The organism is Sphingobacterium ginsenosidimutans (assembly GCF_039536865.1).
Taxonomy (GTDB): domain Bacteria; phylum Bacteroidota; class Bacteroidia; order Sphingobacteriales; family Sphingobacteriaceae; genus Sphingobacterium; species Sphingobacterium detergens.
In genome coordinates this window covers 50,608-62,891 of the sequence record NZ_BAAAZK010000006.1, presented here as the reverse complement: position 1 = coordinate 62,891, position 12,284 = coordinate 50,608, and the positions used below count along the sequence as shown (strand labels likewise).

Genomic DNA, 12,284 nt, shown 5'->3' with positions numbered 1-12,284 from the left:
ATTAGATATACTGTCTTGTTTTATTTATATTTAGGATTTTGAATAACCAATTAACGTACCCGTTACACTATTGTATGAGAACGACAAAAATCAGCCAGCTAACAGCTTATTGGGTTTTAAATAAAACCTTTATCCTGTTTGTTTTGGGCCTTGGAATCATTGTGTCAATTTTGATCAAGATGAATGTACATGTCTGGGGACGCCTCTCCATACGCCATCTAATAGCTTTAATAGGTCCTTATCTTATTTCGTTTACAGTTTTTTGGCTGATGATCAGGCTATGTTGGCGACAGTCATCAACCATTAAAATAGGGATACTGCTTGTTTTGGTTCTTTGGATCGGTTATTCGGCAGACTTTTGGTATGAATACGCCTATCATTGGCTCCCGGCAAAAGGTATTAATTTTGTCGGAAAGATAACGCCCCGCCGTCTGATACAATTTAATAATAGAGTATTTGTAGGAAATACCTTAGTTATAGTAATCGCTTTTATAGTACAATTTGTGACGCACTACCTTTCGTTTCGGGCACGTTTTAAGAGACGTTCAAATGCATTGAATACAACAATAGTTTCTGCACGCTTGTCGGATCATTTTACCAGACAATGGATCAAGATCGTCCAGGACAATAAAGTGCTACATCGTCCGGAGACAATACATTTGCTGCAATACATGATTGATATAGTAGCGAATAAAAAATTAAAAGTCGCTATCGCCGAGGAATGGATGCAACTTAGGGTAATGGCTTCATGTTTTACTGATAGAACTGTTCTATTCGAAGGTGAGCAGCTGCTTGCCAGTGCCGATTGGAATAGGTCTATTCCTGCGGCGGCATTGCTTTCTTGGTTTGAAAACGCCCTTGACCATAGTCCCAAGGGAGAAAAATACATAATATGGATCATCTGGTGCCGCAAGGATACCAAACTCCAGCTCCAAATGAGGAATACGGTAGCCACGGCCAGATCGCATGGTCACTCGGGTACTGGGACCCAGATGGTGCAGCAACTATTTGATCAGCTGCTTCCCGGAAATTATAAAATCGAATATATAAATCACGCAAATATGTTTACCGTTCAGCTTTCTTTTATGTAAAAACAAATTGTTATGCCAATAATCCCTATTCTAATTGCTGAAGATGTTCCCAATGATGCTCAACATTTAAAAAAATTATTGTACCAGACAGGACTGGATCTTCAGATAGATACGGCTGATAGTACTAGGGAAACCATCAGCAAAATCAACGCCAACAAGTATGATATCATTTTTATGGATATTATTTTAGGTTCGGATCCCGAGACGGGCCTGCTAAATGGGATGGACCTGTATGCGTCTATTGATCCCAAAAGGAGGCCACAGGTTGTTTTTGTTACTGCCCATGATTCCTTTTCCTTGCGCTCTTATGCATTGGATGCTGCTGATTATATCTCCAAACCCGCGACTTTTCCATTGCTGTGTCGGGCACTGAATAATGCATTTTTCCGCATGGCCCTGCCCATTAACATCGCATACAAGCCCCAGCCTGAAGCTGTCTATCTCGAACTGTCAGATCGCATGTATCATCGGATGCAGTTTAGGGATATTTATTATATCCAAAAAGTGAAAGGCGACAATGAATTGGCATTTTTTGAAAGAAATACTAGAATAGACAAAGATGGGCGTTTAAGCCCGCGGACAGCAAAAAAAACAATAAAAGAGATCATACACTTTTTACCCGAATCTGGATTCGTTCAGGTTGACCAATCGACAATCGTTAATATTGATTTTATAGCATCCTTATACAAGGATACAATACACATGACCGAAGGTCCACAACTTAAATTCAAGGTAACACGCAATTATATCAAGGAATTACGGCAAAAAATCAACGTTTTAGATTAGCTCCTTTTGTAATTGAATACTGTGCGAATTATTCCAGAGCATTTAACCAACAATCAAAATATGAACTAAATTAATGAAACATGGAAAAATTTTTTGAAGAAGTGAAATCTCAATTAAGGGATTTGGTACAGGCCGTCCAGGTCATCGCCGTTCAGGCACAGCAGCTAAGCCAGAGTTACCTCGGTACTGCCGCCGAGTTAATGGATAATACCGACATGAAATCTTTCTTGAAAATAAGGGATACCAAGCTTGGTGAATTAAAAACACAGTTGCCCATATATAGTTTGGATGGCAAGGATTTTTACTTCAAAGATGAGATAATCGCTTATATTAAGGCTAATCCGAAGAAGAAAAAATAGCTCATCCATTCCATTTGCCCAGGTACGCTGTCCCAGATCTGGGCAAACTTTTAATCCTTGCTAGCTCCACACAATAACCTTACTCCCTCGACACAATAAACTTCCTTCCTTAGTACTTGTTAAGCACAACCTCAAGACAAGCGCAACAGGATACGTTTAGGCCAACCAAGTTTTAGATAGCCATTTTTCAACGTTTTTCGCCGCGAATAACCGCAATTCACCGTCGTCCCCATTGCTGCTTGACAACGGCTATTTGGGATAGCATATTTGTGCTATCAACGCAATTAAGGGCGCCCATTGTGTTGATAGTAAACAGATTTTTAAATAGATAAAACAACAACAAAATGGCAAAATCAAGAGATAATATCGTCATGCAGGGTGCATCGGGCACCGTAGGGAAGATGCTGGTATTCCGCCAGCGGGGTGATCAGACGGTGATCGCACGGAGACCCAAAAAGTCAGCAAATGCAAAACCGCCGACAACCAAGCAGCTCGAGGTCCAAAGTAGGTTTATGGATGCTTCACTTTATGCGCGCACTGCAATTCAGGATCCCGATATAAAGGCAGCTTATCAGGCAAAGGCCAATATCAATCAGACTGCTTACAATGTCGCATTTAAGGATTTCTTTACAGCACCGGTAATCCGGCGCTGGGACGATAGTGGCTACAAAGGAAATGCGGTGGATCAGATCACATTGATGGTCAAAGATGTAATGGCTGTGGTCAAGATCGAAGTACAGATACTAGATCAGAACGATGCGGTCATCGAAACAGGGCTTGCGCAGGATATGGATGGGATCGGCGTATCTTGGATGTATCAGATCCAGCAGGACAATCCGGATTTTCTACAGGCCAAATACCTAGTCACACTGACTGATACGCCGGGGCATCAATATGCTTACGAACTCAAATACGGGGATAAATAGCAGGCCGATGCAACTCACACTCAAACGTGTTCGACAGGGGAAGGAGAGTACCCTGTCTGAACTTTATCGCGATGGGATCTTTCAATGTTACGTACTCGAAGATAGCATCCGGGACAGCAAAGTGAAAGGGCAAACCTGCATCCCGATCGGTAGTTACAAGCTCGGACTCAATTACTGGGGTGGGATGAACACCGCCTATAAAAAACGGTTTCCGGATATACATCAGGGCATGATTGAAATAAAAGATATTCCCAATTTTAGCATGGTGTATATGCATATCGGTAATACACATGCCGATACATCCGGTTGTCTTTTGGTAGGGACTTACTTCCATAAAAGTACCGATGGCACCGATTATGAAGTATATCAATCCACGCAAGCTTATTGCGAACTCTATAATGCGATCATCGAAAAGGTAAAAAAAGAAGAAGTGACTTTACGTATTGAGCACGCTTTTGTTAATATGCCTTAAGCTTAACGAACTGGGATATCACTACCCAAATCTCAATACTAATATCTCAGTACGAAATAAAAGAAAACAAAGAGTACAAGTCTTTGACTTGCTAAAGCCGAGTCTCAATACTCAATACTAATATCTCAATACTAAATACTAAATAAAAATGAATAAAATCATTAGCAAAATAGGAAATGTGCTGCAGCTCGTGCTGGCAGCACCGATAAAACTCCCCGGAAAAACGTTGAATATAGTCAGGTACATAGCACTAGGACTGGGGATTATCGAATCGGTTATAAACGAGAAAGATGACGAAACCACGGATTCGGAAAAAATAAATCATAAAAGCCAATTGGATAAAACCAACACGTCCGCAGCGATGGCGATGCGTAATAATAAAGTAAAGATGGATTTTCCGCCGCAGAAAGGAGGAGCAGATGAAAATCAGTGATGTACGGCTGTCTGCTATTGGGGGCACCCTCTGCGGTATCTGGGCGTCATTTTCGGTGGACGATTTGCTCTATGGAGCCCTCACGGCTCTCATCGGTACCTTGGTTAGTTTCTTGCTGAGCAGGCTGTTAAATCGGATATTCCGACGAAAATAGGAGCGGGGCATCTGCGCGAGTAGATGCCCCGATTTCGACCATAAAAAGTATTTATACGCTTGATCTGTATTAGTACTTTTTATATTTCGATTGATACGGGTCTTGTCTTGTGAAGGCTGCGATGGCATAAAGTTTGGATTTAACTTACCGATTTTAATAAAATTTTGACTTACATATACACGCGAACGATGAGAAAATTTATTCAAACTTTGGGATTAGGTATGCTTATTTTGACAGCAGTAATGAGCTTCATATCATGTAGCAAAGATGATGATCCTGCGGACAACAATCTTTTTATCGGTAAATACGAAGGGAAAATCGCATTTGACGACCTAAAGGATAATAGTAAGGATGTCGCTTCTGCAAATGGTACCATTACAGTAACAAAAACCGGTAATACCTATAACTTTGCTTTTGGTAATAGTATTCCCAATCTAAATGGTGTTGACTTCGAAGAGAAAGACAATGTGTTGATTAATATTGGCTCGGCGGGGACAGGAGTGATCCGCATTGATGCCGGTAAACTTACGATCGGCTATACCAAAGATGACAAGGTCTGGACAGCCGATTGCCAGCGTAAATAACAGGAATAGATTGAATTGTTTTTTGAGCCATTGCCATTTTGGGAATGGCTCTTTCTATGTACATATCCCTTCACTTAATTTCTTTTAGCAAAAAGTGGCTTCTTCAAGATATGCCACAATTCCTCCTCAGTAGACCGCTTATTGCCGATTTTGAGCAGATTGAACCCACAGACAAACCATAGTCCTTTCCTCAAAAATGCATTTCGGTCTAACGGAGATGAATTCAGTTCTTTCTACAGGAGTGGATTTTTGTAAAAAAAGCCTTCTCCAACAAAGGAGAAGGCCTCATGTATAAATGTAGGGGGTGATTTTTCTAATTTGCTGTCAATGCCACAGCATTGAGCTGTCTGGAGGTTCCATCTGGGCCCACCGCGACGATATTATCAAAGATAACACGAGTGCCTGGGACAATCCCATTTAAAGCCGATGACATGCTTGAGCTCAACTGACCGCCAGAGGTGGACAGTACGATCGCGTCGGCACGCGGTTTGGCGATAATCATGGTAAACTTGGTGACCTTGAAGGAGGCATCAAAGTCAAAGTTATCCAGTTTGGCAAACAGAGCATTCTGTGCTTTCAGTGCGACTGTCGCCATTGATCCACCCGTTTTTCCAGCGAATTTAGCAATCGGGTCTGGGATTCTTTTGACACGAAACTCGGTTGAGCTCAGCGTCTGTGTTTTACCAGGAGCGACTTCGGCCGAGACGGAGATACGAGTTGTGCCGGGCGAACTTACCCGTACATTATATTTACCACCTCCTGTGCTGGATATACTGCCACCTCCGCTCATGCTCACATGAACTTTATCCGTAGGTGTTCCCGGAGCGGAAACCGATATGGGATTATTGACTCCGATATACAGTACATTCATTTTATCCGGAGATACCACCGCCGAAGGACGTGCGACCTGGTAGGTCTGCTGTGGAGTCCGGTATTCTTTAAAGGATCCATCTGTTTGTTTGACCTTGATCACGCCGGTCCAGTTAAAAATACCTTCCCGATTAGTCGGTACCGAGTAAACACCTTTACCGTCTACAATCTGCAGAGATGAGCCATTGACCGAAATTGCTGGTTCGGATTTGGAATCGGATGCAGTCAAGAAGACCTCAGCTTTGTACGGTTGTCCCTGTACGAGGTACGAGGTAGGTGCCACGGCTACTGCGGCAAACTTATCCAGATTGACTACTGCCTGGTCCATTTTACCTAAGATAATCTTAACAACATCTGACTCTGCATTTTGTGCATCGGTCTGGATCTTTGTGAGGATGGTCATTGCTGCAGTTAATGGTGTGCCACTTCCAAAATTGATTTCTTCCCAGGATTTTTTGCCATTAACAGACTTTTCGGGATTCTTGGCTTCCAGAGAGAAGGAGACCATTTTTTGCTCCTCAGGTGTCAGCAATGCCAATAACTTGGCACGGGTGTCATTGATCTTGTCCTTGAGGACGGTTCCTTTTTTCTCGTTGATCATCAGATTGGGCGAGATATCTTCATTTTCCCGTTTGACAAGATCTCCTTTTTCTTCATCGTAACCACCGCCCTGTTTGACAAATTCTTCTTTCAGGGATAGAATATATTTATCCAGTTCGCCAATAATGGCCTGCGCCTTTTTAGCTTTATCGTAAATAGGTTTGGCACGTGCCGGTTCTTCTTTTAACTTGGTATTTTCAAATGCAGCGAACAGCTGTTGTACAGCTGTATTGACATTTGACTTGGATGTTTCGAGACTATTATTGATATTTTTGAATGCATCCAAGATGGAATCCGGTACATTGAGCGCTAATAAGGCCAATAGTACCAGATAGAGGATGCCGATCATCCGCTGTCTTGGCGTTTCTCTTCCTAATGCCATTTTTTCTAATTTAAGTAATACAAGGATAAATTATATACGCGGCTGGTTCATTGCACTGAGCATATTGCCGTAGATGGCATTCAATGCATTGAGGTTTTTAGCCAGCTTGCCGACTTCTTCCTTGAACGCTTTGGAGTCGTCCAGGGACTCGTTGAAGTTTTGCATGGTATAGCTCAGGTTCTCGTAAAACTTATTCATGGATTGTAGGTGTGATGCAGAGTCGCGTAGCTCACGTTCGTACATGGCATTCAGCTGCCCGAGATTGCTGGTCAGGTTTTTCACTTGATCATGGTAGTTTGCTGTATCGCCTGAGGTATTGGACATCGCGACGAGATTTTCCGAAGCTTTTTCAAAAGCAAGGCTCAGATTGTCAAATTTGGAGGTTGCCGTGCGAAGTTTCTGTGTAAATTCTTCTGTCGCCAATGAAACATCAGATAGTTTATTGATGGCGGATACTTTTTCACTGAAATCACGCAATCCACGACCCAGATTTTCGATACTTGCTGGCTCAATATTGGCATCTGCAAACATTTTGTCCAAAGCGGCTGTCGCCGATGGTCCCGCAGGCTGTGCAACCACTGCTTTGCCACGAACAGGGAGTTCGCCATTGAAATTATCGTCCAATTCAGGATAAACACGACTCCAGTCTGGTTCTGGCGCTGGGGGATTGAATCCCATCAGAAAGAAAAGTAGCGCCTCTACACCCAATCCGATACCGATCATATAATTGGCTGTGCTACCGCCGATATGGAGAATCTTGAATAGTACCCCAATAATGACGATACTCGCACCCCAGGATATGGCCACATTCAGCCATCTTGAATTGTCTTTTTTCTTGCTCATTGTGATTATTTATGTTTTTGGTTTAATTTTTTGATGCCTCTATTCTTGTTGAATTCATCTGTATAAAACGGATTTGTCTATTTAATAGTATACATTATCGGGATATCATCCCAATTTTCGTTGATTGTGCAATAGACCCTCCCTAATTCAAAAAATATACCAAAGATCCATGTAAGTCTAAATTATACGTTCTTATTAATTCCATTTGAAATTTGAAATAGACTATTTTTAAATAAAATAAACGTTCGTTGCTCTCAATAGTTATATTGATCGTAAAAAGATAGAAAGCCTGTCACTGATATAAAAATATCCCGCTCAAGCAATATCTTTGTAAAGTAAATTTGAAATCAATATGCAGATTTTATTTCTTGTTTTATCAGGGGTCTTGATCCTTCTTAGTTTACTGCCTTTTATCCGCTGCCAGCACTGGATCTTCCGTGTGGCCGAGTTTGTGAAATTGCAGTTGCTGGTTTTTCAGGTGCCAGTGCTGGCCTGGGGATTTTATCTGCTTGCTGAATCACCATGGATTTGGGCAATACAGATTGTTCAGGCCTTGCTGATTGCTTATCATGTATTTATCCTGGTGCGTTACACTAAATTCTGGCGTAAGGATAAATACGAAAAAGGAAAAGATGCCTCGGATAGCATTAAAATTATATCTTGCAATGTGCTGCAGTTTAATAAAGAACATGAGCGTTTTATCGATTTGATCCGCAAAGAAGAACCCAAGATCTTCCTGACCATGGAAAGTGATGCGGTATGGGAAAAGGCTTTACGGGTATTGGAATCGGACTATCCGAATGCTGTCAAAGTTACCTTGGACAATACCTATGGGATGCATTTTTATACCAAGCTGAAAGTCAATAAAAGTCAGATTCACTATTTTGTTGCAGATGATATTCCAAGTATCGAAGTTGAACTGGAAACGGATGATGGCCATCGTTTTGTCTTTTTTGCGGTACATCCACCGCCACCGAGCCCTACGGAGGAAGAGAATTCCAAAGAACGGGATGGCGATCTGCTCAGTGTGGCAAAAAAGGTGCGCGATTATAAAATGCCCGTGCTGGTTACGGGGGACTTTAACAATGTGGCTTGGGCCAGATCCTCCGTCTTGTTTAAGAAAACCAGCAAGCTGATCGATGCGCGGATAGGACGTGGGATCTTATCTACGTTCCATGCTAATTATTGGTTTTTTCGGGTGCCCTTAGATTTGCTTTTCCACAGTCCTAATGTATTTATTGATAAGTTGTTTATTTATCCTTCGGTCGGTTCGGATCATTTCCCCATGGGCTGTACCTTTTTCATCGACCGGTATTCGGATGAACAGGCTGAAGATATCGAACACCTTGAACAGGGAGAAATGTCCGAAGTAAACGAGCTTATCATCGAAGGCCGTGAGGAGGAAAGTGATAATCGAAAGTAGGGCATACACTACCGCCCTATCTTTAGCTTATATTCTTTTAAAGAAGCAACCGAGAAATAACCCAGCGCATTGTTGGATATATTGGATTTGGGATTACCTGGGGCTGCATTACTCACATTATTATTTTGGTATTCGTTCCAGTATCGATATGCTTTTTCATCCACACAGTAACGGCGAACGATGACCTCGTCGCCAGACGATAAATCTGTCTCTAGGTCGGAGATGTAATGTGTCACTTTTAACCCGTCATTGAACTGGTCAGATTGCGCATCAGCAAAGCGAAATGGGCCATTATTGATAGATAAGGTGTAGATGTAATAATTGGAAACCTTGGCGGGATCTTTAAAAGTCAGTGTTGCAAAAAAATAGGTTTTTCCAGTGAGACTTTTTTCTGAAATGCCCGTGGAGTCCACAGCGACATAGCCTGGCATCTGACAGCTCGAGCTGTATTGTTGTTTTTGTACGGTAACGTTCAGTGCATAAGTCCGGCCGGCAACGGGTTTAAAGCTGCGATGGATATAATAACCATCTTTTTCATATTGAAAGGTATAGATCCTATTTTCATTGTCTTTTACCGATACCCTGGCATCTTTGACTCCCGAAGTATTGACAAGATCATTAAATCCAACGGATCGCGAGACGCGTATCCGCTGTACTAAACTGGCGTCAGACAGCTGGGCGTCAATAACAACGCGGGCAGCAGCTTTATGGAGATCAAGGTCCATTTTTTCCTCACAGGAAGAAATGAGTAATAATAGACAGGATAGGATAGAAGATTGTCTAGCATTCATGGCGTTTAAAATTTAAAATTCCAGGTAACTGAAGGGACGATACCAAATAAAATTATTTTATAAGCTTCTGTCAGGTTGGGGTTGGGTTTGTTCTCCCGAAAGTCAATAGTATAAGCGTTTTTGCGGTTGTAGGCGTTATATATGCCAATTGTCCAGCTGGAATGAAAACATTTATTGGTTTTATGTGGATCGTAAGTGGCCGATAAGTCTAGGCGATGGTAGTCCGGCATACGGTAGCCGTTCCGTTCTGTATAGTAGAATAAGGATTTGCCGTTGACAAGGTACTTTCCACTGGGAAAGGTAACGGCATTTCCAGTATTGAAGACAAATGTTCCGCTAACTGTCCAGTGGTTTGAAAGCGCATAATTTGCCACAACCGAGAGATCATGTGTACGATCCTGACGCGCATTGAACCAATTTCCGCCATTGATCCCGCTAAATTTACGACGGCTCTTGGAAAGTGTATAACTAATCCAGCCCTTTAGCCGGCCGCTGTTCTTACGGAGGTAGCCTTCCAATCCATAGGCCCGGCCTACACCAAAGAGTAGCTCCCCTTCAAAATAAGCATTGGCCTGTAGTGTTGCCCCATTGCGTATATCAATCTGATTGCCCAGACGTTTATAATAGGCCTCGACCGAAAAATCATACTGCTTGTTCGCAATAGTACGAAAGTATCCCAAAACGGCCTGGTCCACGCGTTGTGGTTTGATATGTAGACTGCTCAGGACATATTGGTCAGTGGGTAGGCTTGCCGTGGTATTGGTCAGTTGATGAAGGTTTTGTACGATGCGGTTATAGGAGGCTTTTAAGCTGCTCTGTTCATCGAGCTGCAGGCTGGCAGACAGGCGTGGTTCCAGATTGATATAATGTTTAGCAATCCGGCTGTTATCCCGTTTTTTGGAAATAGGCTTTCCGTTTTCGTCAAATTGATAGAAAGTCCGTTTGCCTAAGACCATAAAATCATGGAGATGGATGCCATAGTGTATAGATAGATTCGTTGTAGGTTTCCATTCATGGGAGATATAGCCCCCCAGATCGATCCCGCGCTGGCTTTCGATAGCGGTCGGATTGACAGATTGGCTCTTACCCGTAGCGAGATTAGCTGGCCGAATGGATTGGGCCAATGCAGCGACACCAAGTCGGATGGTATTATTGGTGTTCGCATAGTAGGAAAAATCCTGCTTCGCATTGATATTCCGAATTTTGGAGGCGACCTGAAAATCGATCTGCTCGCTGGAAACACCTGCCTGATAGTCGAAGCCACTGTAAATAAGGGAAGTGCTGCTGGATATTTTATCATTGAATCGGTGGTTCAATCCTGCTGTTGCAGTGCTGTTACCCCAAGCAATATTAAAGAGGTCGCTGTACTTTAATCTGTCTTTGCCATGATAACCCGATAAGTATAGGCTGGTCTTCTTCCCAAGGTTAAAACTGAGTTTGGCATTTAAATCATAAAAATACAAGCTATTATTGGCCATATCTTTACTTTTGGCCAGTTTTAAAAAGGAGTCTGCATAGGAACGACGGGCGCTGAATAGAAAAGAACTCTTGTCGCGGACAATGGGGCCCTCTAATTTTAACCGGGAAGCAATAATCCCTAGACCACCTTCGCCGGAAAATTGCTTTTTATTGCCATCCAACATGGAAATGTCCAATACAGAGGAAATCCGCCCGCCAAATTGGGCAGGTATACCCCCTTTGTAGAGCTGAACATCCTTGATTGCGTCCGAATTAAACGTGGAAAAGAACCCCAGCAGATGCGAAGCATTATAGACGGTAGCTTGGTCGAGCAGGATGAGGTTTTGTCCACCATCCCCGCCACGTACATTGAAACTGGTCGAGCCTTCTCCACCAGCTTGTACACCGGGCAACAGCTGTATGGTTTTAACGAGGTCCTTCTCGCCAAAGAGTACGGGGACATCCTTAATATCTTTCATACTGAGATGGACCGTACTCATCTGTGGGTCATCGAGCGCTTCACCCTTTTCTTTTGCCGATACAACAACTTCAGCTATTCGATTGGCAGCAGGTTTTAGATCAAAATTTCTTTCACGGGATTGGAATAGTTCAACCGTAACGACCTGTTGCTGATAGCCGATGTAACTAATCGTAAACCGATGTGTTCGTTGAGGTACTGTTATGCTGTAATGCCCCAGTAGGTCTGAGGTGGCGCCTATGCTGTCATTGACGCTGGAAATAATTGCCCCCTTAAGCGGCTTTCCGGTGTTTGCATCTCGAATGGTACCGCTTAGTACAGCATCTTGTGCTGAGACAATAAAAGGGAAGAGTACAAGAGAAATGGGCAGAAAGTACTGAATTATTGGACGCATTTGTGGCTCTTATCTGAATTGATGTATACAATAAAAAATGAAATGATGTATTAACCCTTTATTAATATTTGTTTTGATAGTTTAAGTGAAGCTCACGGCATAATATCTCCTATTTCTGTTCGGTTTAGCTATTATGTAACGCTTTTGGTACATTGAATATTGTTCTAAACACGTTATTTACGCGGCATGTTTACTTGAGGTCAGCATATTGATTTACAGAGCAAGAAACGATATGATGGA

The 12,284-nt window shown here is 42.5% G+C and carries 12 protein-coding genes; 8 read left to right on the top strand and 4 right to left on the bottom strand.

Annotation, left to right across the window (positions count from 1 at the left end; translation table 11 throughout):
- The first annotated feature begins 74 nt into the window (after nucleotides 1–74).
- From ABFX33_RS10885 to ABFX33_RS10855, 7 genes are all read left to right on the top strand, one after another.
- A complete protein-coding gene (locus ABFX33_RS10885; protein WP_346086090.1) occupies nucleotides 75–1,091 on the top strand; it encodes a hypothetical protein in 1,017 nt (338 codons plus the stop codon).
- 12 nt (nucleotides 1,092–1,103) lie between these two features.
- A complete protein-coding gene (locus tag ABFX33_RS10880; protein WP_346086089.1) occupies nucleotides 1,104–1,877 on the top strand; it encodes a LytR/AlgR family response regulator transcription factor in 774 nt (257 codons plus the stop codon).
- Nucleotides 1,878–1,957: 80 nt separating this feature from the next.
- Complete coding sequence (locus ABFX33_RS10875; RefSeq protein WP_346086088.1) at nucleotides 1,958–2,236, top strand: hypothetical protein; 279 nt, start codon at nucleotides 1,958–1,960, stop codon at nucleotides 2,234–2,236.
- A gap of 344 nt (nucleotides 2,237–2,580) precedes the next feature.
- Nucleotides 2,581–3,162 carry a hypothetical protein gene (locus tag ABFX33_RS10870; RefSeq protein ID WP_346086087.1) on the top strand — a complete coding sequence of 194 codons (582 nt, stop codon included), beginning with the start codon at nucleotides 2,581–2,583 and terminating at the stop codon, nucleotides 3,160–3,162.
- Nucleotides 3,163–3,169: 7 nt separating this feature from the next.
- On the top strand, nucleotides 3,170–3,634 hold the full coding sequence (locus ABFX33_RS10865; RefSeq protein WP_346086086.1) for a DUF5675 family protein: 465 nt from the start codon (nucleotides 3,170–3,172) through the stop codon (nucleotides 3,632–3,634).
- Nucleotides 3,635–3,782: 148 nt separating this feature from the next.
- A complete protein-coding gene (locus ABFX33_RS10860; RefSeq protein WP_346086085.1) occupies nucleotides 3,783–4,067 on the top strand; it encodes a hypothetical protein in 285 nt (94 codons plus the stop codon).
- 342 nt (nucleotides 4,068–4,409) lie between these two features.
- The gene (locus ABFX33_RS10855; RefSeq protein WP_346086084.1) at nucleotides 4,410–4,805 is read left to right on the top strand and encodes a hypothetical protein; all 396 of its coding nucleotides are present in this window, start codon (nucleotides 4,410–4,412) and stop codon (nucleotides 4,803–4,805) included.
- 313 nt (nucleotides 4,806–5,118) lie between these two features.
- Here ABFX33_RS10855 and porM read toward each other — a convergent pair whose 3' ends face one another.
- Together porM and porL are read right to left on the bottom strand one after the other, a co-directional pair.
- Nucleotides 5,119–6,657, bottom strand: a complete 1,539-nt coding sequence (gene porM / locus ABFX33_RS10850) for a type IX secretion system motor protein PorM/GldM (RefSeq protein ID WP_346086083.1) — start codon at nucleotides 6,655–6,657, stop codon at nucleotides 5,119–5,121.
- 30 nt (nucleotides 6,658–6,687) lie between these two features.
- On the bottom strand, nucleotides 6,688–7,500 hold the full coding sequence (gene porL / locus ABFX33_RS10845; RefSeq protein WP_346086082.1) for a type IX secretion system motor protein PorL/GldL: 813 nt from the start codon (nucleotides 7,498–7,500) through the stop codon (nucleotides 6,688–6,690).
- A 352-nt stretch (nucleotides 7,501–7,852) separates the two neighbouring features.
- Here porL and ABFX33_RS10840 point away from each other — a divergent pair, with 352 nt between their 5' ends.
- Entirely contained in the window at nucleotides 7,853–8,923 is a 1,071-nt protein-coding gene (locus ABFX33_RS10840; RefSeq protein ID WP_346086081.1) for an endonuclease/exonuclease/phosphatase family protein, read from the top strand.
- Nucleotides 8,924–8,931: 8 nt separating this feature from the next.
- Here the strand turns inward: ABFX33_RS10840 and ABFX33_RS10835 are convergent, their stop codons facing one another.
- A complete protein-coding gene (locus tag ABFX33_RS10835) occupies nucleotides 8,932–9,714 on the bottom strand; it encodes a DUF4249 domain-containing protein (RefSeq protein WP_346086080.1) in 783 nt (260 codons plus the stop codon).
- A gap of 5 nt (nucleotides 9,715–9,719) precedes the next feature.
- On the bottom strand, nucleotides 9,720–12,044 hold the full coding sequence (locus tag ABFX33_RS10830; protein WP_346086079.1) for a TonB-dependent receptor: 2,325 nt from the start codon (nucleotides 12,042–12,044) through the stop codon (nucleotides 9,720–9,722).
- Nucleotides 12,045–12,284: the final 240 nt, after the last annotated feature.